Here is a 20,188-nt window from a genome sequence, read left to right as displayed (position 1 = left end):
GAGGCCCTCGACGTCACGGCCCCAGCAACGCCCGGATGTCGGCGGCATCGAGAGCAGCCGCGAAGGCGTCGTCGTCGTCGATCACCGCACCGAACAGGGCCGCCTTGCGACGCTGCAGCGCGAGCACCTTCTCTTCGATCGTGCCCGCGGCGATGAGCCGGTAGACGAACACGCTCTTGTCCTGGCCGATCCGGTGGGCGCGATCGACGGCCTGGGCCTCGGCGGCGGGGTTCCACCACGGGTCGAGCAGGAACACGTACTCCGCCTCGGTGAGAGTCAGACCGAACCCTCCGGCCTTCAAGCTGATCAGGAACACGGGCGCGTCACCCTCGCGGAACCCCGCGATCACCTCGCCACGCCGCGCCGTGCTGCCGTCGAGGTGCGCGTACGCCAGGCCCGCGGCATCCAGTCGTTCGGCCGCCATGTCGAGGAAAGAGGTGAACTGGCTGAACACCAGCGCGCGGTGCCCCTCGGCAGCGACCTCGACGAGCCGGTCGAGCAGCACGTCGAGCTTGGCGGAGCCGAGGTGCGCGTCACGCTCGTCGACGAGGCCGGGCGCGAGCGCCAGCATGCGCAGCAGCGTGAGGGAGCGGAACACGATGAAGCGCTGCCGGTCGAGATCGTCGAGCAGGCCGAGCACCTTCTGCCGCTCGCGCTGCAGCACCCGGTCGTATACCGCTTGGTGCGCGGGGCGCAGGGGTACCGCGATCTCCTGCTCCTGTTTCGCGGGGAGATCGGATGCCACGACGTCTTTCGTGCGGCGCAACAGGAACGGCCGCACCCGACGACGCAGCTTCTCGAGCGTCTTGTCGCGGTGCGCACCGGTCGCGGCGGCTGACAGCGCGGTGGGGGCGTCGGTGGGCAGTCGTTCGATCGCGCGGGTGTAGTCCTCGCGGAACTGCCGTATCGAGGGGAACAGCCCCGGCGCGGTCAGCGCGAGCAAAGCCCACAGGTCGTCGAGGCCGTTCTCGATCGGCGTGCCGGTGGCGGCGAAGACCGCGTCGGTGCGCAGCGCCGCGATGGCGCGGTGGATGCGCGTGGCGGGGTTCTTCACGAACTGCGCCTCATCGAGCACCACGCCGCACCAGTGCGGCGCGGCGAACTCGTCGGCATCCGTTCGCACGACCCCGTACGGCGCGACGATGAGATCGACGTCCTCGGCGATCTGGGCGATCGGGCTGTCTCGCCGCTTGGACGTGGCGTCGACGACGGCGACCCTCAGGTCGGGAGCGAAGCGTGCGGCCTCTGCGCGCCAGGTCGGCAGCACCGATGTGGGGGCGACCACGAGCCACGGCCGCGCATCGCCCCGCGACCGTGTGTGCGCGATGAGCGCGAGCAGCTGCAGCGTCTTACCGAGCCCCATGTCATCGGCCAGGATGCCGCCGAGCCGGTGAGCGTGCAGAAGCGCCAGCCACGACAGGCCCTCGCGCTGATAGGGACGCAGGTCGGCGAGGAAACCGGGCGGCGACGCCACCTCGGGCACGTCGGCGACGTCGCGCAGAGCCTTGGCGAGCCGGCGCCATTCCACCGCCGCGTCGGACTGATCGGCGAGGTCTTCGAACTCCGCCCAGAGCGCGAGATGCGTGCGCGGCACGCGCGGACCTGTCTCCCACTCGTCGAGCGCGGCTGCCTCCTCGAGCAGCTCGCGCAACCGCTGCAGCGCCGGGTGCGCGAGCGAGAACCACGCCCCGTCGGACAGCTTGATGCGCGTGCGCCCGCGCGACAGCGCCGTGAACAGGACGCCGAACGGGATGAGTCGGCCGTCGATCGTCACGGCGATGCCGAGGTCGAGCCAATCGCGGTCGGGCGACTCCACCGTCGTGAGGCGCAGCGACGGGTCACCGCGCAGCTCGCGGAACGTCGGCCGGGTGCCGCGCATGCGCACCCGCACCTCGTCGAGCACGTCGATCGCGGGCAGCACGTGCGCGCTGAACACCACGGCATCCACATCGCGCAGGTGCGCCCGCGGCTCGACCGGCAGATCGGATGCCGCACGCCACGCCATCTCGAAACGTTCGCCGATCTGCGCCTCGGCGCGGTCGTCGCGATCGGGGTGCTCCCCGTCGTCGTCCCAGGCGGCGCGGTGTCCCCCGGGGTACACCCAATCGAGGCGGTACTGCACTTCGTCACCGTCGAGGTAGGACACCTCGACCGTGAGGGTCGGTCGGGCCGGCGGCGGCGGCGGAACGCCCGCACCCACCGAGAGCGGCACACGACGCGCCAACCGCGGGTAGACCTGCGCGACGAAGTCCGCCGCCTCGCCCGCCGGAACCTCGACGACCCGGCCGCCCAGCAGCACGGGCAGCGGCGCGGGCAGGTCGACGGCGGCGAGCACGAGCGGCACCGGATCTCGATCGAGCTCGAACGCGAACAGCCCCGACGTGCCGATGGCGCGCACTCGGGCGGCATCCACCCGGTGCCCGTCGATCTCGATGTCGGCCGAGACGCGCAGTGATCCCCCGCCGACCGCGTCGACGGCGACCCGGGCGACCGCCGCGCTGCCCAGGCGCACGTGCTGCTGCGCGTGCATCGACACGATGGGGATGCCGAGATCCGCCGCCGCGGCCAGATGCGGCCACAGCAGGGGCGAGTCCACGGTGTCGAGGGCGACGGTGTCACCCGAGGCGGCGAACGGCCCGGCGGTGCGCAGGGCCTGGGAAAGCGCGTGCAGCTCGGCGAACCAGCGCACATGCGCCGGATCGAAGCGGCCGGAGGATCGACGGACGACATCCCACGTGGCATCCGCTCGGATCCAGCCGTCGCGCGCGCCTCGCACGAGGGGACGCGCGACCAGCTGCAGGTCGTCGCTGCGTGCGGCGAGCATGCGGGGTGTGACGGGCGCCACGGCGCGAGCCTCCCACCGGGCCGGGTCGTATGCCTCGCGCTGGCGCAGCTCGATGCCGAGGGCGAGGGGCTCGAACGCCACCGGCGCGCCCGCGGGGAGGAGGTCACGCCACGAAGTCACCACAGCATCCTGTCGCAGACCTCCGACATCCGGCCGGGCGCCCGATCGCCCGGCCGCGGAACCCCTCGTCGATGAACGGCATCGGCGCGCAGAAACGCGTGGGCGGCGCGTTTGCGCCCGCGCATCGCGTTTATGAGTGCCGGCAGCGCGTCGCTGCGGGCCGGAACCGCAGCTCCCGGCGCCGCCGTCTCCGCGTCGGCCCCCGCACCTCGCGGTCCCCGCAAACGCCGCGACGCGGCCGCCGGCCAAGAGCCGAGGCCGCGTCGCAGCGAAGGTGCAGCGCTCAGGACGAGCGAGCGATCCGCGCCAGCACGCCGTGCACGAACGAGCCGGAGTCGTCGGTCGAGAACTCCTTCGCGAGCTCCACCGCCTCGTCGATGGCGACGGCCGTCGGGACCTCGTCGTTGTAGAGGATCTCCCACGTGCCGATGCGCAGCAGGGCACGGTCGACGGCGGGCATGCGCTGCAGCGACCAGTCCTTGGCGAACGTGGTGATCTGCTCGTCGATCGCGTCACGGTTATCGATGACACCGTCGACGATGTCGCGGGCGTACAGCCACGACGCCTGGCGGTCGGGCTCGGATGCCGCGCGCTTGGCCTCGGTGGCCAGCATGATCGCGAGCTCCTCGCCGCGCACGTCGGCCTGGAAGAGGATGTCGAGGGCGCGCTTGCGCGCCTTGGTGCGGGCGGACAACGTCAGCTGATGCGGCCGAGGTACTCGCCGGTGCGAGTGTCGACCTTGATCTTCGTGCCGGTCTCGAGGAACAGCGGAACCTGCATCTCGTAGCCGGTCTCGACCGTGGCGGGCTTGGTGCCGGCCGACGAGCGGTCGCCCTGCAGGCCCGGCTCGGTGTAGGTGACCTCGAGCACGACCGACGGCGGCATCTCGACGTAGAGCGGGTTGCCGTTGTTGAGCGCGATCTGCACCTGCTGGTTCTCGAGCAGGAAGTTGGCGGCGTCGCCGACGGTGGCGGCGCCCACGGTGATCTGGTCGTAGTCGGCGACGTCCATGAAGACGAAGCCCTCGCCGTCGTTGTAGAGGTAGGTGAAGTCGCGGCGGTCGACGTTCTCGATGTCAACCTTGGCGCCGGCGTTGAACGTGCGGTCGACGACCTTGCCGCTCATGACGTTCTTGAGCTTGGTGCGCACGAACGCGCCGCCCTTGCCGGGCTTGACGTGCTGGAACTCCACGACGCTCCAGAGCTGACCGTCGATGCTGAGGACGACGCCGTTCTTGATGTCTGCGGTGGATGCCATGAGTGCCCGTGTTCCGTTTCGTGTGAGGAGAGGCGGCGCTCCGGCGCACACCCAGCGACCGAGTCTACGCGATGCCTCCCTCGGACGCGGTCGACCGTGTGGACACCGCGCCGCGCCAGGGCCCCGCGACCTTGAGCGCGCCCCGCGATCACCTCGACTACCGGCCGCTCACCCGTCGGCACGCCCCGCGATCACCTCGACGAGCAGGTCGACCGCCCGCGCGTAGCCCTGCACGCCCTCGCCCACGACGTGCACCGCGGCGACGTCTTCGATGTACGAGAAGTGCCGGAACTCCTCCCGCTCCTTGATGTTCGAGATGTGCACCTCGGCGACGGGAAGGGCGACGGATGCCAGGGCGTCGCGCAACGCGACCGAGGTGTGCGTGAGCCCTCCGGCGTTGATGACGATTCCCGCGCAGTCCAGCCGCGCGGCGTGGATGGCGTCGATCAGCACGCCCTCATGGTTGCTCTGCAGCGCGCGCACCTCGAACCCGTGCGCGGCGGCGGCTGCGGTCGTCACGCGCTCGACGTCGGCGAGGGTGTCGGAGCCGTAGATCTCGGGCTGGCGGGTGCCGAGCAGGTTGAGGTTCGGACCGTTGACGAGCAGCAGGCGGCGGGGCGTGGTCATTCCCGGCACGTTATCAGCGCCGTCCCTGCGCGGTGAGGCGCACGGGTGCGGTGCCCGCGCCGTACCCCGCGTACGCGTCGACGCGCTGCACGAATTCGAAGAACACCTCACCGATCGTGCGCGTGTAGAAGTGGAGGTAGGCGCCCGCGGCATCCTGGTCGTACCCGAGGTGCAGGTCGCGGAGCTCGTCGACCTCGGCGTCGGTGAGCTCGAAGCGGGCGGCGATGTCGTCGTAGTAGTTGCCGGGCATCTCCAGCGGAGCGAAGCCGCGGTCGCGGGCGGTGCGGGCGACCTCGCGCACGTCGTCGCACGAGAAGGCGACGTGCTGCGGAAGGGCTGCGCCGGCCCGCTCGGAGGCGAGGATCGGCGGGGCGACGTTCAGCGGCAGCCGAACGGTCCCTCCCGGCGCGACGAGCACGCGGCTGGCGACGAGACCTCGCGGGCCGGGCACCTCCGTGCTGCTGTCGACGCGCAGGGCGAAGCCCGCTGTGTAGAACAGGGTCGCCTCTTCGATGGCATCCCAGGGCTGACTCAGACTGACGTGGTCGACGCCGGTGACGGCGCTCTCGCGGAGCGGCTCGCCGTGTTCGAACTCGGCGACCCAGGCCGGATCACCCTCGTCGGCCGCCTGGGCCCAGTACACCTCGGTGCCATCGGGCGCCACCGCGCCGTCGAGGCGCTCCTCGGTCGCGTACGTGCGCCGGTAGGCCCGCGGTACGCGCAGCTCGCCCATGCGCAGATCGACCGCTTCGGCGTCGTCGACCTCGAGGCCGATGGCCGCCAGCCGCGGCTCCCACCCGCGCGCGTGCTGCTCGTTCAGGATGACGCGCGCATCCCCCGCCGTCCACAGCGTCACGGGCTTGGTGCGGTGGCGTCCGCGCGAGGTGAAGCCGAGCTGGCCGAGCAGTTCCTCGATCGTCGAGGTGTCCTCGGCTTTGACCTCGACGAAGTCGACGCCGGAGGGGGCGGCGGAGTCGGGGAGCATCTCGAAGCCGTCGGGCGAGGCCGGCAGCGCACGTGAGACCGCGTCCTCGAGCCACCGCAGCGACCGGCGGGCGTGCCGGGCCGTACGACGGGCGTCGGTCTGGCGGAAGGTGTCGTTGAACACCTCGAGCGACCACGGGCCCGCGTATCCGGCATCCACGATCCGTGCCGTGAAGTCGGCGAGGTCGAAGTCGCCCTCGCCCGGGAAGAGGCGGTGGTGCCGGCTCCACGACAGGACGTCCATGCTCAGGCGCGGGGCGTCGGCGAGCTGCACGAAGAAGATCTTCTCGCCCGGGATGCCGCTGATGGCGGCCGGGTCGTGGCCGCGCGACAGGATGTGGAACGAGTCGAGGCACACCCCGACGGCGGGGTGGTCGGCGAGCTCGACGATGCGCCACGCGCGGCGGTAGTCGTCGACGAAGCGGCCCCACGCGAGGGCCTCGAAGGCGATGCGGATGCCATACCCCTCGGCGAGGTCGCCGAGGCGCCGCAACTGGTCGGCGGACACGGCGTCGTCGTCGATGGTGGCGGTCGCCACGTTGCTGCAGCACAGCACCAGGTCGATGCCGAGACGCCGCATGAGGCGGAACTTGGCGTCGGCGCGACGCAGGACCGCGGCGAACGTCTCCTCGTCGACGCCTTCGACGTCGCGCATCGGCTGGTAGAGGTCGAGACCGAGGCCCAGGCGCGCGGCGAGCGCGGCGATCTCCTCGGGGCTCTCGGGGGCGGCGAGCAGGTCGGGCTCGAAGATCTCGACGCCGTCGAAGCCGGCCTCCGCGCACGCGTGCAGCTTGTCGGCCAGGGTGCCGCTGATACAGACGGTCGCCATCGAGGTCCTCATGGGCGCCGAATGTACCATCTGGTACAAAGTGGGTCCACTAGTCTGACCGAATGGCCGAGGCACGCAGAGACGCCGAACGGACTCGGTCGGAACTCCTCGCCGTCGCCACCGAGGTCTTCGCCGAGGACGGGTTCTCGGGTGCCCGGGTGGATGAGATCGCCGCGCGCACCCGCACGACGAAGCGGATGATCTACTACTACTTCGGCGGCAAAGAGGGCCTCTACCGGGCCGTGCTCGAGGAGGCCTACCGCGGCATCCGCGAGGCCGAGCGCTCGATCGACGTCGATCACGCCGACCCGGTGGATGCCATCCGCGCCCTCGCCGAACTGACCTTCGACCACCACGTCGGCCACGACGCCTTCATCCGCCTCGTCGCGATCGAGAACATCCACCGCGGCGAGTTCATCCGCCAGATCGAGGGCCTGCGCACGCTGTCACAGCCGGCGAAGAGTCTGCTCGACGAGATCCTCGAACGCGGTCGCGCCGCCGGCGTGTTCCGTTCCGACGTCGATGCAATCGACGTGCACCTCGTCATCAGCTCGTACTGCGTCTTCCAGGTGGCCAACCAGTACACCTTCGGTCACCTCTTCGATGTCGACCTGTCCTCCCCCGACCGTCGCGCCCACCTCCGCGGCGTGATCGGCGATGTCGTGGTCGGCTGGCTGACGGCTCCGGCGGCCTGACCACCGGCACGTGAAGGCGCTGCCCCGTCGACCGACCCACCGCCCCCGCGATGCACGACTCCTGCTGTTGGGGATCGTGCGGGGTCACGGCTGACTCGGAGCCCCCTTCTGCAGGAGTTGTGCACCGCTCGGCGCCGCGCGCGCTCCCCGGCCTCACCGTGCGCGCTCCCCGGCCTCGCCGTCGCCGGCGGGTTTGCTGCTCATCGGCCGGTGGTGTTCGTAGCTGCACATCTCATAAGTTCCCCGCCCCCGAAGCTTCAGGGCTCGCGCAATGCCCCGATATGCCGGAGTTGTGCATCGCCGACGCGGGCGCATGGGCAACGCCGCCCTCGGACCTCTGTCGAAGGGGATCCCGACGCATCGTTGACACCACGCCCTCGCCGTGGTTTCCTCTGAACGTACCGGTTAGTACATAACCGGCTCGCGGAAACGAAGGAGTACCGTGATCGACGCGCACCCGTACCTCGTCGGCCTCATCGGCACGGGGGTCCTCCCCTCGCTCACGCCGCCGATGCACATGGCCGAAGCACGGGCCCTCGGGCTGACGTACGTCTACCGCCCGCTCGACCTGACCGCCCTCGGCATCGACCCCGATCGCATCGGCGAGGTGCTCGCGTGGGCCGAGCGTCTCGGCTACGACGCCGTCAACGTCACCCACCCCTGCAAGCAGAGCGTGCTCGCCCACCTCGACCGCATCGATCCGGTCGCCGCCGCCCTCGGCGCTGTCAACACGGTGCTCTTCACCCCCGCCGGTCGCGTGGGCTACAACACCGACACCACGGGCTTCGCCGCCGCGTTCACCGACGGGCTTCCGGATGCCGAGACCCGCCACGTCGTCCAGCTCGGCGCCGGCGGGGCGGGTTCCGCCGTGGCCGACGCGCTGCTCCGACTCGGTACCGCGCGTCTCAGCATCGTCGATCTCGACCCCGCGCGAGCCGGAGCGCTGGCAGCCGATCTGGCCGCCCGGCATCCCCTCGCCGCCGTCGACACCGCGGCACCTCCGCAGCTCGCCGAGATCCTGGCCGACGCGGACGGTCTCGTGCACTGCACGCCCGTCGGCATGGCCGAGCACCCGGGGCTCCCCCTCGACGCCGCGCTGCTGCGCCCCGACCTGTGGGTCGCCGACATCGTGTATCGGCCGCTCGACACCGAACTCCTCGTCACCGCGCGCGAGCGCGGCTGCCGCACCCTCAGCGGCGGGCGCATGGCGGTCCACCAGGCCGTCGACGCGTTCGCCCTCATCACCGGGACGCGACCCGATCCCGACCGCATGACCGCCCACTTCCTCGATCTCGTCGCCGCCGACAGCCCCGTCGATCCGGCCCTCGCCCGCTAAGGAGCCCTTGCCCATGACCACCACCGCAACGACGCGGAAGACCCCCGTGAAGGCGGCCACCGCCAGCTTCATGGGCAGCGCCGTGGAGTACTACGACTTCTTCCTCTTCGGCTCCGCCGCCGCCCTCATCTTCCCGACCGTGTTCTTCCCCTCGGGCGACCAGGCGGCTCTGGTGATGTCGTTCGCGACCTTCGGGTTCGCCTACATCGCGCGTCCGTTCGGCGCGATCATCCTCGGTCACTTCGGCGACCGCATCGGCCGCCAGAAGGTGCTGATGTTCACGCTGCTCCTGATGGGCCTGTCGACCTTCATCATCGGCTGCCTCCCCGGCTTCGCGCAGATCGGGTGGTTCGCCCCCGCACTGCTCGTGCTGTGCCGCCTCGCGCAGGGCCTGTCGGCCGCCGGTGAGCAGGCCGGGGCGTCGTCGCTGACGCTCGAGCACGCGCCCGACGGCCGCCGTTCGTTCTTCACCTCGTGGACCCTGACCGGCACCCAGGGCGGGCAGATCCTCGCGGCGCTCGTCTTCATCCCCGTCGTCGCCCTCCCCGACGACATCAAGTTCTCGTGGGGCTGGCGCGTGCCGTTCTGGTTGAGCGCGGTGGTCGTGGTGGTGGCGTTCTTCATCCGCCGGAGCCTGCACGAGACGCCGGAGTTCGAGCAGGCGAAGGCGACGGGACAGATCGCCCGGATGCCGCTCGTCCCGCTGCTGAAGAACCACTGGCGCGATGTGCTCCGCGTGATCTTCTGCGCCTTCATCGCCGCGGTCTCGACCGTGTTCGGCACCCTCGCGATCGCGTACGGCAAAGAGGTCGGCCTCGCCGCTAGCGTGACGCTCTGGCTCGTCGTCGTCGCCAATGTCGTGGCGTTGTTCACGCAGCCGCTGTTCGGCAAGCTCGCCGACCGGGTCGGCCGCAAGCCCGTCTTCATCTACGGCGCCCTGTCGTCGGCGGCGTTCATGCCGTTCTACATGCTGTCGATGGGCGCCGGGAACGACCTGCTCACCTTCGGTCTCGCGATCTTGACGTTCTCCTGCGGATACGCCGCGGCCAACGCCGTGTGGCCGTCGTTCTACGGCGAGATGTTCAGTACCCGCGTCCGTTTCTCGGGCATGGCCATCGGCACGCAGCTCGGCTTCCTCATGGCCGGGTTCGCGCCCAGCATCGTCGCGGCCCTCGGTGGCGGCGGCGCGGGGGGCTGGGTCGTCATCAGCCTCTTCACCGCCGCGATCGCGATCATCGCGTCGGTCAGCGCCCTCACCGCGCGCGAGACGAAGGACGTCCCGACTGACCGGCTCGGCCTCGTCGCCGAGCGTCGCGAGAGCGTCTCGGTCTGATCCGGTACGCGGAACGGCCCCGCCTTGCATCAAGGCGGGGCCGTTCCGCGTATGAGTGGGGGGCGTTGCGCCTCTCGCGACCGCGGCGCCACCCGCCGTCCCCGGGGCGAATACGTCGAGATCCGGGCGCTTCGGTTAGGGAACCGGGGACCGGATGACGCGGCATCCGGTGCCCGGAGCGCCGATTGCTGTCACAACGTCGCAGATCTTCCCGACGTCCCGGCCGATCCTGCGAGGTTCGCGCTGCCGTGCGAGGCCGCCGAGGCTACGCCCCGACCTCCTGGTACGCCGCGAACAGCAGCGACTCATCGGGCGCCTGCAGCACCGTCGGACGTGCCAGGTCGTCGAGCACGATGAACCGCAGCATCGCGCCGCGGCTCTTCTTGTCGCGCTGCATCGTGGCCTTGAGCGTCTGGAACGCCCCCGCCCGGTAGGTCGTCGGCAGCCCGAGCGACTCGAGGATCGTGCGGTGACGCTGAGCCACGTCATCCGACAGCCGTCCGGCGAGGCGCGACAGCTCGGCGGCGAACACCATACCCACCGAGATCGCGGCACCGTGACGCCAGCGGTAGCGCTCGGCGTGCTCGATCGCGTGGCCGAGGGTGTGTCCGTAGTTGAGCACCTCGCGAAGCCCCGCCTCGCGCAGGTCTTCGCCGACCACACGCGCCTTCATGTCGATGGCGAGTTCGACGCAGCGCCGGAACGCATCACCGCGCGGGTCGACGATCCCGGTGGGGTCGGCCTCGATGAGATCGAGGATTTCCGGATGCCAGATGAACCCGGCCTTGACCACCTCGGCGAAGCCGGCGGTCGCCTCGTTCTTCGACAGCGTGTCGAGCAGGTCGAGGTCGCACACCACCACGATCGGGGGCCAGAAGGCGCCCACGAGGTTCTTCCCCTCGGCGGTGTTGATGCCGGTCTTCCCTCCCACCGCGGCATCCACCATGCCGAGCACGGTCGTCGGCACCTGCACGAGGGCGACGCCGCGCAGCCAGGTCGCCGCCACGAAACCGGCGAGGTCGGTGACCGCTCCCCCGCCGAAGCCGATGACGACGTCGGTGCGGGTGAAGTCGGCCTGCCCCATCACCTGCCAGCAGAACGCCGCCACCTCGACGCGCTTACCGGCCTCGGCATCGGGGATCTCGGCGAGCAGCACCTGGCGATCGCCCATGAGCTGGGCGCGCAGGGCCTCGGCCTGCTTCGCGAGGGTCGGCGGGTGCACCACCAGCACCTTCTGCGCCGCCGCCGGCAGCTTCTCGCCGAGCGAGGCCAGCAGGCCGCGACCGATCGTGATGTCGTAGCCGGAGTCACCGGCGACGCTGATGGTGGTGGTGTCGGTCATGCCGTCTCTCCGGCCGGCACACGGCGTGCCCAGGCCACGATGTCGTCGACGACGCGCACGAGCGGTCCCGACGAGGTGTCGAAGGTGATGTCGGCGGTCCGCTCGTAGACCGACCGGCGTTCGTCGTAGATGCGCTGCCAGCGGGCGACGGGGTCCTCCCCGCCCAGCAGCGGACGCTCGTCACCGTGGATACGGGATGCCACGACGTGCGGCGCCACCGTGAGCAGCACCACGCGGTGCGCGGTGAGGCGCTCGCGGGTCACGGGGTCGAGCACGGCCCCGCCGCCGAGTGCGACGACGCCGCCGCGGGCGAGCGCCTCGGCGACCGCGTCACGTTCGAGGGCGCGGAAGTGCGGCTCGCCGTGGGCGACGAAGAGCGCCGGGATGGGCCCGTGATCGCGCACGACCAGCTTGTCGGTGTCGGTGAACGGCGTGCCGAGCGCCCGCGCGACGCGGCGGCCGACACTGGTCTTGCCGGCGCCCATCGGTCCGATCAGGACGACGGCCGGACCGGGCACCGCGTCGGATACCGACTCAGGCGAGGTCATGCGCGAGGAGCGCCGCGTCGGACGCGTCGGTCGTGCGCAGCGTCTCGGGCAGGTTCGCGAGGTAGGTCTCGACGTTGCGGCGGGTCTCGACGATGTTGTCGCCGCCGAACTTCTCGAGGATCGCGTCGGCGAGGGTGACGGCGACCATGGCTTCGGCCACGACGCCGGCCGCCGGTACGGCGCACACGTCGGAGCGCTGGTGGTGGGCCGCGGCGGTGTCGCCGGTGGCGACGTCGACCGTGCGCAGGGCCTTGGGGATGGTGGCGATCGGCTTCATGCCGGCGCGCACGCGCAGCACGGTGCCGGTCGACATGCCGCCCTCCGTGCCGCCCGCGCGATCGGACGAGCGCGTGATGCCGTCGCCGGTCGCGAAGAGTTCGTCGTGCGCCTGCGAGCCGCGACGGGTCGTGGTGAGGAAGCCGTCGCCGACCTCGACGCCCTTGATCGCCTGGATGCTCATCAGCGCCTGCGCGAGCCGGGCATCGAGTCGGCGGTCCCACTGCACGTGCGAGCCGAGCCCCGGCGGCAGGCCGTAGGCGAGCACCTCGACGATGCCGCCGAGCGTGTCACCGGCCTTCTTGGCGTCGTCGACCTCGGCCACCATGGCGGCGCTGGTCTCGGGGTGGAAGCAGCGCAACGGATCGGCGTCGAGCAGGTCGACGTCGTCGGGCGCGGGGAACGGCGCGTCGTCGGGCACGCGCACCGGGCCGATCGAGAGCGTGTGGCTGACCAGGCGGATGCCGAGCTCGTTGAGGAACGACCGGGCGACGGCACCCAGGGCGACGCGCGCCGCGGTCTCGCGCGCCGAGGCGCGCTCGAGGATCGGGCGGGCCTCGTCGAAGCCGTACTTCTGCATGCCGACGAGGTCGGCGTGCCCGGGTCGCGGGCGCGTGAGCGCGGCGCCACGGCCGCGCGAGCGGTCGGACAGCTCGATCGGCTCGGGGCTCATGACCTCGGTCCACTTCGGCCACTCCGTATTGCCGATGCGCAGCGCGATCGGGCTGCCGATGGTGAAACCGTGCACGATGCCGGTGGAGAGCGTGAGCTCGTCTTCTTCGAACTTCATGCGCGAGCCCCGGCCGTACCCCAGGCGACGACGCGCGAGTTCGGCGCGGATCTGCGCGGACGAGACGGGCACGCCGGCCGGCATCCCCTCCATGAGGGCGATCAGTTCGGGGCCGTGGGACTCGCCGGCCGTGAGAACGCGAAGCATTCGTCTAGTCTCCCACGAGCGCGGTGCGCATCGCGGACAGCACCGCATCCTCGCGGTGGAGCGGTCTGCCGGGGTCGCCGTTGACGAACACGCGCACCTGCAGCAGGGCCTGGTGCAGCAGCATCGGGAGGCCGTTGATCGCCTCGTTGCCGACCGCGATCCATTCCTGCGCGAGCGCGGTCGGCCAGGTGCCGTACACGACATCGACCAGCAGTCCGCCGTTCTCGGCGAAGGGGCGGATGCCGGGACCCGCATCGACGTTCCCCGGCAGGGCCGCGATCGTCACGTCGACCGGCGCCGGCGTCTCGGCGTTGGCGAAGGAGGACCCGACCACCTCGACGCCGACGGCCTCGCCCATCTGCGCGAGCGACGCCACCGCCTCGGGGCGCCGCGCGACGACCTCGACACGCCGGACACCCCGTTCCTTCAGCGAGAGGACGGCGGAGGTCGCCGTCGCACCCGCGCCGAGGATGCGGGCGGCGCGGGGCTCGGCGACTCCCGCCTCGTGCAGCGCGCGCGCCAGTCCCCCCACGTCGGTGTTGAAGCCGCGGGGACCGTCGTCCGTGAGCAGGTAGGTGTTCACCGCGCCCGTGAACCGCGCCGCGTCATCGAGCGACACGGCCGTCTTCGCCGCAACGTGCTTCAACGGCATGGTGAGGGACAGGCCCCGCCACGTGGCATCCATATCGGTGAGGGCGTTCGCGAACCCCGCCTCACCGACCTGACGGCGTTCGTAGTCCCAGTCGAGCCCCAGCACGCCGTAGGCCGCGGCGTGCAGACGGGGCGACCGCGAGTGCGCGATCGGGTCGCCCCACACGGCGAGGCGCGTGCGGTCGGTCAGCATCCCGAGTTCGGGTTCTCGGCGCACCACGCCCGCCACTGCGCGACGGCCTGCTCGTGCTCGCTGAGCGTGGAGGTGAAGACGGTCTCGCCGGTGTCGAGGTTGACGGTGACGAAGTACAGCCACGGACCGTCGGCCGGCTTCATCGCGGCGTCGATGGCGAGATCGCCGGCGTTCGCGATGGGGCCGATGGGCAGACCCGGGTACATGTAGGTGTTCCACGGGTTGTCGCTGTTGCGGGCTTCTTCGGAGGTGCTCACCGACCCGCTGCCCATCTCGCCCGCGCCGTACTGCACGGTGGAGTCCATCTCGAGCTTGCCGAAGGTCTCCTGGTTGGTGGGCTGCAGGCGATTCTCGATCACCCGCGACACCTTGTAGAAGTCCTCGCTGCTGCGCGCCTCGCGCTCGATGATCGACGCGATGATGAGGATCCGCTCGCGGTCGCCCTCGGGCACGCCGGCCGCGTCGAGCGACTGCACGGTGCGCGCGACCATCGTGTCGATGACCTGCTGTGCGGTGACGCCCTCGTCGAAGTCGTAGGTGGCCGGGAAGATCCATCCCTCGAGCGTCGACGCCGGTACGCCGTACTGCGACGGGTCGGCGACGGCCGCGTCGAGATCGGCGCGAGCGATGCCGAGCTGCTCCGTGATGAGGTCGAGCGACTGTGCCAGGGTGAGACCCTCGCGCAGCTGCACGGAGTAGTTCAGACGGTTCTCGGGCTGACGGAGGGCGAGCAGCACGGCCTCGGAGGTCATCTGCTGCTGGAGCTTGTAGACGCCCGGCTGGAAGGTGAAGGCGACGTTGTTGTCGACCATGTACTTGTAGAGCGAGTTCGACGCCTTGGTCACGCCCGCCTCGAACATCTTCGGCGAGACCGACGCTCCGGTGTCGCCCGAGACGATGGTGACGCGCGTCTCGCCCGTGGCCTGACCCGCTTCGTAGTCGAGGGGCTCGTCGCCGCCGAAGAACGCCTGCACCCGCTCGCCGTAGGTGTTCCAGAGGGCGAGACCGCCGCCGGCGATGCCGCCGACGAGCAGCACCACGACCGCGAGGGCGATCCACGGCCCCACGCGACGTCGCCTGCGCGTCGGCTCCGGTGCGGCGTGACCGATCTCGTGCGTCGTGGTCTGGCCGGTGAAGAGTTGCTCGAGAGATCCGGATGCCACGGCACCCTGTGTCGACGCGACGGCGGCCCCGGCGGAACCGGCGCCCACGAGTGCGGGTTCGCGTGCCGGGCGGGTCTCGGCCGCGGCAGCAACGCTGCGGCGCGGACCGACGGGGGTGCCGCTGTCAGCGACGGTGCGACGGCCGGCACCGGCGGGGGCGTCGCTGTCAGCGGCGGTGCGACGGCCGGCACCGGCGGGGGTGCCGCCGGCCGCGGGGGCGCCAGCGGCACCCGAAACATCCGCGCTCGAGCGGGCCGAGTCCGCAGCGGCTGCGGCGCTGCGGGGTGCCGCCTCGGCGCGAGCCGGTCGGCCCGGGGTGGGCGCCCCGCTGGGCGATGCGGGCGAGGGCGTCGATGACGTCGCACCCGGCGACCTCCGTGCGGTGTCGCCGACGTCGGTCGTGCCGTTCTCGGCGCGACGGGCTTCGCGGGCGGCCCTGCGCGAGGGCGGCGCGTCATCGGCTCGCGCTGTGGTGCGCGGGTCGGGCAGTCGCCCGTAGAGGTCGGCGAACGGATCGCTCTCGGGCGGCTGGTTCTCGGGCATGTCAGGCGGGCTCCTGTCCCGGTGATACGGCGGGTCCGGCCGGGGCACCGGACTGTCGCTCCACGTCGAGCGCCTGCTGCAGCAGCACCACAGCGGCGACTTGGTCCACAATGCTACGAGAATCCCGCTGGGAACGCCCTGCTTCTCTCAGCACACCGTGCGCCGAAACGGTGCTGAGCCGCTCGTCGACCAGTCGGACGGGCATCGGGAGCGACGCCGCGAGGGCCTCGGCGAATCGGCGCGCGTCGGTCGTCGACGGCGTGTCCTCGCCCCGGAGGTTCAGGGGCAGACCGACGAGCACCTCGAACGCCTCGTATTCGGCCGCGAGGGCCGCGATGCGCCGGACCGGCTCGCCCTTGCGAGGAACCGTCTCGACGGGAACGGCGAGCACCCCGTCCGGGTCCGAGCGCGCCACGCCGACGCGCGCGCGCCCGACATCGATCCCCAGCCGGATGCCGCGCCGGAACGTCGTCACGCGGTGGTCGCCCGAACGCCTGCGACGATGCCGTCGAGCGCCTGCGGCAGGGCCGCGGCATCCGTTCCACCGCCCTGTGCGACATCCGGTCGACCGCCTCCCCCACCGCCGAGCACGCCCGCGGCGGCCTTGGCGAGAGCGCCGGCGGCGATACCGCGCTCGCGAGCGGCGTCGTTGGTGACGACGACGACCGTGGCCCGACCGCCGGTCACCGAAGCCAGCGCGACGACGGCGGGGTCGGTGCCGAGACGGTCGCGCACCTGCAGCGCGAGTGAGCGCACGTCGTCGGCCGACGCGCCCTCGCCGAGGCTCTGGGCGACGACGCGCACGGTGCCGACCGTGCTCGCGGATTCGACCAGCTGCGGCAGGCGCCCGGTCAGGGCCTGCGCCTCGAACGCGGCGATCTTCTTCTCCGCGGCTTTCAAGCTCGCGGCGAGCTCGGCGATGCGCGACGTGAGCTGGTCGCGCGGGGTTTTCAGGCTCGTGCTGAGCTGCGACACGATCGCACGCTCGGCGGCGAGGTCGCGGAACGCGTCGAGGCCCACCAGCGCTTCGACGCGGCGGTTCGAGGCGCCCACCGACTGCTCGCCGACGAGGTTGACCAGACCGATCTCGGAGCTGCGTGATACGTGCGTTCCGCCGCAGAGCTCGCGCGACCACGGGCCGCCGATGTCGACCATGCGCACGGTGTCGCCGTACTTCTCGCCGAACAGCGCCATGGCGCCGGCGGCCTTCGCCTCGTCGAGCGACATCACGCGCGTGGTGACCTCGAGGTTGTCGCGCACGGCGTTGTTGGCGATGTCTTCGATCTCGGTGCGGGTCTCGGGCGACAGCGCCGAGCCCCAGCTGAAGTCGAAGCGCATGTAGCCGGCGCGGTTGAGCGACCCGGTCTGGGTGGCGGTCTTGCCGAGTGTGTCGCGGATGGCCGCGTGCACGAGGTGCGTGGCAGTGTGCGCCTGCTGGGCCGAGTGGCGGTTCAGAGCGTCGACCACGGTGGTCGCGGGGGCGCCGACCGACACCTCGCCGGTGGTGACCTCGACGGTGTGGCTGACCAGGCCCGGAACGGGGCGCTGCACGTCGAGCACCTCGAGCTCGTAGCCGGGGCCGACGATGACGCCCTTGTCGGCGACCTGACCGCCCGACTCGGCGTAGAGAGCGGTCTCGGCCGTGATGATCTCGGCGATCTGGCCCTCGGACGCCCGGTCGGTGCCCTGACCCTGAACCAGGATGCCGAGGACGGTCGACTCGGTCTGCAGCTCGGTGTACCCGGTGAATACGGTCTCGCCGAGCGCGCGGAACTCGCGGTAGGCGCTCTGGTCGGCGATGGCACCCTTACGGGCGCGGGCGTCGGCCTTCGCGCGGGTGCGCTGCTCCTGCATGAGCTGATCGAAGGCGCCGCGGTCGACGGTGAGACCCGCCTCTTCGGCGATCTCGAGCGTGAGGTCGATCGGGAAACCGTACGTGTCGTGCAGAAGGAACGCCTCGGAGCCCGACAGGGTGGTCCCGCCGCCGGTCTTCGCCTCGGCGACGGACTGGTCGAGGATGGCCGACCCCGCCGCGAGCGTGCGCAGGAACGTCTGCTCTTCGGCGATCGCGTAGGCCGAGAGGCGTGCGTAGTCGGCCTCGACCTCGGGGTACGACTCCTTCATCGCGTCGCGCGACGCGGCGAAGAGCTCGGGGAAGGTGGCGCCCTCGACGCCGAGCAGGCGCATCGAGCGGATGGCGCGACGCATGATGCGGCGGAGGATGTAGCCGCGGCCCTCGTTCGAGGGGGTGACGCCGTCGGCGAGCAGCATGAGCGACGAGCGCACGTGGTCGGCGACGATGCGCAGGCGCACGTCGTCGTCGTGCGATTCGGCGCCGTACGACTTGCCTGCGAGTTTCGCCGCCAGATCGAGCACGGGGCGCACCTGGTCGGTCTCGTACATGTTGTCGACGCCCTGCTTGATGAACGCGATGCGCTCCAGGCCCATGCCGGTGTCGATGTTCTTGGCGGGGAGTTCGCCCACGATGTCGAAGTCGTACTTCGAGCGCACGTTGGTGATCTCGTACTGCATGAACACGAGGTTCCAGATCTCGACGTAGCGGTCGTCGTCGGTGGCGGGGCCGCCGTCGATGCCGTACGCGGGTCCGCGGTCGAAGAAGATCTCGGAGCAGGGGCCGGCGGGGCCCGGGAGCCCGGTCGACCAGTAGTTGGTGTCCTTGCCGAGACGCTGGATGCGCTCCTCGGGAAGGTGCGTCAGACGGCGCCACAGCTCGTGCGCCTCGTCGTCCTCCTCGTACACCGTGACCCAGAGGTCCTTCGGGTCGAAGGCGAGGCCGCCCTCCGCCTCGGGAGCGGTCAGCAGCTCCCACGCGAAGCGGATCGCGTCTTCTTTGAAGTAGTCGCCGAACGACCAGTTGCCGAGCATCTGGAAGAAGGTGCCGTGACGAGGGGTCTTGCCGACCTCCTCGATGTCGTTGGTGCGGATGCACTTCTGCACGTCGGCCGCACGCGGGTACGGCGGCGGCACGACACCGCTGAGGTAGGGGATGAAGGGCACCATGCCCGCCACGGTGAACAGCAGGGCCGGGTCGTCGGTGACGAGCGAGGCCGAGGGGACGATCGTGTGGTTCTTCTTCTCGAAGAAGTCGAGGAAGCGCTGGGCGATCTCGGCGGTTTTCATGGCGGGTCTTTCGGTGCGCGTGCGGTGACGGCCCCCGGGCGTCGGGGGCCGGATGCCGGGGAGGTCAGTCGGACGAGGTGGCGGCGGTCTTCGCGGCGGCGGCGTCGCCGACGGCCTCGGAGGCCCGGTCGACGGCGGAGGCGGCGACGCCCTTGGCGTCGTCGATGATCTCCGACAGGCGGGTCTCCTGCTGGTGATAGGCGTCGCTCATGTGGTCGGTGAACTCGCCGATGCGCGCGTCGAGCTGCGCGAACAGCTCCTGCCCGCGGGGGTCCTTGTTGACGAGGTGGGCGGCGACGAACCCACCGGCGATACCCAACGCGAACCAGACGAGGCTTTTCACGATCACCACTTCTTCCTCGATACGACGCCGCGTTCGCGGCATCCCCCATCGTAGGCGAGGGCCCCTGTGCGCTGCGCAACCGGTGACCGGGTGGATGCCATGCATTCGGTCGGAGGCGCTCCCCCGTCGCGGTCGGCAGGGGTTCGGCATCGCAGCCGTCTGGCGAGCGGAGACGACGAAGGGCGCCGGGGAACCCCGACGCCCTTCGTGTGCTCGCTGGTGTCAGCGGGCGGCGTAGTACTCGACGACGAGCTGCACGTCACAGGTGACGGGTACCTCGGCGCGCTTGGGGCGACGCACGAGCTTCGCCTGGAGCGTCGAGAGGTCGACCTCGAGGTAACCCGGAACGGGGGGCAGCACTTCGGCGTGCCCGCCGGCGGCGGCGACCTGGAAGGGCTCGAGGCCCTCGCTCTTGGGCTTGACGTGAATCTGCTGACCCGGCTTCACGCGGAACGACGGGCGGTCCACGAGCTGGCCGTCGACCAGGATGTGGCGGTGCACGACGAGCTGGCGAGCCTGCGCGGTGGTGCGGGCGAAGCCCGAACGCACGACGAGGGCGTCCAGACGCATCTCGAGCAGCTCGACCAGGTTCTCACCGGTCAGGCCGTCGGTGCGGCGGGCCTCGTTGAACGCGATGCGCAGCTGCTTCTCGCGGATGCCGTACTGCTCGCGCAGACGCTGCTTCTCGCGCAGACGCACGGCGTAGTCGCTGTCGGCCTTGCGCTTGGTGCGGCCGTGCTCGCCGGGAGCGTAGGGACGCTTCTCGAGGTAGCGGGCGGCCTTGGGGGTGAGCGCGACGCCGAGGGCGCGCGACAGACGCACCTTGCGGCGGTCCTGAGACTTCGTGGTCACGAAGTTCTCCTTCCGATGACGCGGCCGCGCCTTTCGCGGCTCGCGGGCGTATCGCCCCCTTCCGCCCGGTCCGGGGCGCACGCCGGGGCGCACCGGAAGGTGATCACTGGAAGGAGGGGATGCCCGAAAACCCTGTTTCGAGCCGATTCATGATAGCAGAGGCCGTCAAGAAC

Annotated in this window: 17 protein-coding genes; 3 read left to right on the top strand and 14 right to left on the bottom strand. The window is 71.0% G+C overall.

The features are described from left to right. Nucleotides 1-13: 13 nt before the first annotated feature. The 5 genes from QE410_RS07285 to QE410_RS07265 all read right to left on the bottom strand — a co-directional run bounded on the left by QE410_RS07285 (nucleotide 14) and on the right by QE410_RS07265 (nucleotide 6,662). Entirely contained in the window at nucleotides 14-2,965 is a 2,952-nt protein-coding gene (locus QE410_RS07285; RefSeq protein ID WP_307329907.1) for a DEAD/DEAH box helicase, read from the bottom strand. 283 nt (nucleotides 2,966-3,248) lie between these two features. After that, nucleotides 3,249-3,659, bottom strand: coding sequence for a transcription antitermination factor NusB (nusB, locus tag QE410_RS07280; protein ID WP_058233224.1), 411 nt, complete (start codon nucleotides 3,657-3,659; stop codon nucleotides 3,249-3,251). Between the two features lie 2 nt (nucleotides 3,660-3,661). Then, nucleotides 3,662-4,222 (bottom strand): elongation factor P, encoded by a 561-nt coding sequence (gene efp, locus QE410_RS07275; RefSeq protein WP_307329900.1) that lies wholly within the window; start codon nucleotides 4,220-4,222, stop codon nucleotides 3,662-3,664. Nucleotides 4,223-4,390: 168 nt separating this feature from the next. Continuing rightward, complete coding sequence (aroQ, locus tag QE410_RS07270; RefSeq protein ID WP_307329898.1) at nucleotides 4,391-4,849, bottom strand: type II 3-dehydroquinate dehydratase; 459 nt, start codon at nucleotides 4,847-4,849, stop codon at nucleotides 4,391-4,393. A 13-nt stretch (nucleotides 4,850-4,862) separates the two neighbouring features. After that, nucleotides 4,863-6,662, bottom strand: a complete 1,800-nt coding sequence (locus QE410_RS07265) for a bifunctional sugar phosphate isomerase/epimerase/4-hydroxyphenylpyruvate dioxygenase family protein (RefSeq protein WP_373459327.1) — start codon at nucleotides 6,660-6,662, stop codon at nucleotides 4,863-4,865. Between the two features lie 62 nt (nucleotides 6,663-6,724). On the opposite strand from QE410_RS07265, the gene QE410_RS07260 reads away from it, so the two are divergent. The 3 genes from QE410_RS07260 to QE410_RS07250 all read left to right on the top strand — a co-directional run bounded on the left by QE410_RS07260 (nucleotide 6,725) and on the right by QE410_RS07250 (nucleotide 10,026). After that, nucleotides 6,725-7,357, top strand: a complete 633-nt coding sequence (locus QE410_RS07260; protein ID WP_307329892.1) for a TetR/AcrR family transcriptional regulator — start codon at nucleotides 6,725-6,727, stop codon at nucleotides 7,355-7,357. A 442-nt stretch (nucleotides 7,358-7,799) separates the two neighbouring features. Beyond that, nucleotides 7,800-8,693, top strand: a complete 894-nt coding sequence (locus QE410_RS07255; protein ID WP_307329887.1) for a shikimate dehydrogenase — start codon at nucleotides 7,800-7,802, stop codon at nucleotides 8,691-8,693. A gap of 13 nt (nucleotides 8,694-8,706) precedes the next feature. Beyond that, on the top strand, nucleotides 8,707-10,026 hold the full coding sequence (locus QE410_RS07250; protein WP_307329884.1) for an MFS transporter: 1,320 nt from the start codon (nucleotides 8,707-8,709) through the stop codon (nucleotides 10,024-10,026). A gap of 265 nt (nucleotides 10,027-10,291) precedes the next feature. Here QE410_RS07250 and aroB read toward each other — a convergent pair whose 3' ends face one another. From aroB to rpsD, 9 genes are all read right to left on the bottom strand, one after another. Then, nucleotides 10,292-11,368 carry a 3-dehydroquinate synthase gene (gene aroB / locus QE410_RS07245; protein ID WP_307329881.1) on the bottom strand — a complete coding sequence of 359 codons (1,077 nt, stop codon included), beginning with the start codon at nucleotides 11,366-11,368 and terminating at the stop codon, nucleotides 10,292-10,294. Further along, the gene (locus QE410_RS07240) at nucleotides 11,365-11,916 is read right to left on the bottom strand and encodes a shikimate kinase (RefSeq protein WP_307329878.1); all 552 of its coding nucleotides are present in this window, start codon (nucleotides 11,914-11,916) and stop codon (nucleotides 11,365-11,367) included. Before QE410_RS07240 ends, aroB begins: the two co-directional genes overlap by 4 nt. Continuing rightward, nucleotides 11,903-13,129, bottom strand: coding sequence for a chorismate synthase (gene aroC / locus QE410_RS07235; RefSeq protein ID WP_307329874.1), 1,227 nt, complete (start codon nucleotides 13,127-13,129; stop codon nucleotides 11,903-11,905). The genes QE410_RS07240 and aroC overlap by 14 nt, the downstream gene beginning before the upstream one ends. A 4-nt stretch (nucleotides 13,130-13,133) precedes the next feature. Further along, a complete protein-coding gene (locus QE410_RS07230) occupies nucleotides 13,134-13,973 on the bottom strand; it encodes a shikimate dehydrogenase (protein WP_307329872.1) in 840 nt (279 codons plus the stop codon). After that, on the bottom strand, nucleotides 13,967-15,679 hold the full coding sequence (gene mltG / locus QE410_RS07225; RefSeq protein WP_307329869.1) for an endolytic transglycosylase MltG: 1,713 nt from the start codon (nucleotides 15,677-15,679) through the stop codon (nucleotides 13,967-13,969). Before mltG ends, QE410_RS07230 begins: the two co-directional genes overlap by 7 nt. Before the next feature lies 1 nt (nucleotide 15,680). Beyond that, nucleotides 15,681-16,154 carry a Holliday junction resolvase RuvX gene (ruvX, locus tag QE410_RS07220; RefSeq protein WP_307329866.1) on the bottom strand — a complete coding sequence of 158 codons (474 nt, stop codon included), beginning with the start codon at nucleotides 16,152-16,154 and terminating at the stop codon, nucleotides 15,681-15,683. Then, nucleotides 16,151-18,820, bottom strand: a complete 2,670-nt coding sequence (gene alaS, locus QE410_RS07215) for an alanine--tRNA ligase (RefSeq protein WP_307329862.1) — start codon at nucleotides 18,818-18,820, stop codon at nucleotides 16,151-16,153. Before alaS ends, ruvX begins: the two co-directional genes overlap by 4 nt. Nucleotides 18,821-18,884: 64 nt before the next feature. After that, the gene (locus tag QE410_RS07210; RefSeq protein ID WP_307329858.1) at nucleotides 18,885-19,169 is read right to left on the bottom strand and encodes an ATPase; all 285 of its coding nucleotides are present in this window, start codon (nucleotides 19,167-19,169) and stop codon (nucleotides 18,885-18,887) included. Nucleotides 19,170-19,385: 216 nt separating this feature from the next. Then, a complete protein-coding gene (gene rpsD, locus QE410_RS07205; protein ID WP_013586600.1) occupies nucleotides 19,386-20,015 on the bottom strand; it encodes a 30S ribosomal protein S4 in 630 nt (209 codons plus the stop codon). Nucleotides 20,016-20,188 lie beyond the last annotated feature (173 nt).

The organism is Microbacterium sp. SORGH_AS_1204, assembly GCF_030818935.1.
Lineage (GTDB): Bacteria > Actinomycetota > Actinomycetes > Actinomycetales > Microbacteriaceae > Microbacterium.
The sequence above is the reverse complement of the archived record's forward strand: the minus strand, read 5'-3'. Positions and strand labels throughout refer to the sequence as shown.

What these genes read in the sequence shown, in the direction of transcription:
- QE410_RS07250 (WP_307329884.1), top strand. Translation starts at nt 8,707, where the DNA reads ATGACCACCACCGCAACGACGCGGAAGACCCCCGTGAAGGCGGCCACC.
- QE410_RS07260 (WP_307329892.1), top strand. Translation starts at nt 6,725, where the DNA reads ATGGCCGAGGCACGCAGAGACGCCGAACGGACTCGGTCGGAACTCCTC.
- mltG (WP_307329869.1), bottom strand. Translation starts at nt 15,679, where the DNA reads ATGCCCGAGAACCAGCCGCCCGAGAGCGATCCGTTCGCCGACCTCTAC.
- aroQ (WP_307329898.1), bottom strand. Translation starts at nt 4,849, where the DNA reads ATGACCACGCCCCGCCGCCTGCTGCTCGTCAACGGTCCGAACCTCAAC.
- aroB (WP_307329881.1), bottom strand. Translation starts at nt 11,368, where the DNA reads ATGACCGACACCACCACCATCAGCGTCGCCGGTGACTCCGGCTACGAC.
- alaS (WP_307329862.1), bottom strand. Translation starts at nt 18,820, where the DNA reads ATGAAAACCGCCGAGATCGCCCAGCGCTTCCTCGACTTCTTCGAGAAG.
- QE410_RS07240 (WP_307329878.1), bottom strand. Translation starts at nt 11,916, where the DNA reads ATGACCTCGCCTGAGTCGGTATCCGACGCGGTGCCCGGTCCGGCCGTC.
- efp (WP_307329900.1), bottom strand. Translation starts at nt 4,222, where the DNA reads ATGGCATCCACCGCAGACATCAAGAACGGCGTCGTCCTCAGCATCGAC.
- QE410_RS07265 (WP_373459327.1), bottom strand. Translation starts at nt 6,662, where the DNA reads ATGGCGACCGTCTGTATCAGCGGCACCCTGGCCGACAAGCTGCACGCG.
- QE410_RS07230 (WP_307329872.1), bottom strand. Translation starts at nt 13,973, where the DNA reads ATGCTGACCGACCGCACGCGCCTCGCCGTGTGGGGCGACCCGATCGCG.
- aroC (WP_307329874.1), bottom strand. Translation starts at nt 13,129, where the DNA reads ATGCTTCGCGTTCTCACGGCCGGCGAGTCCCACGGCCCCGAACTGATC.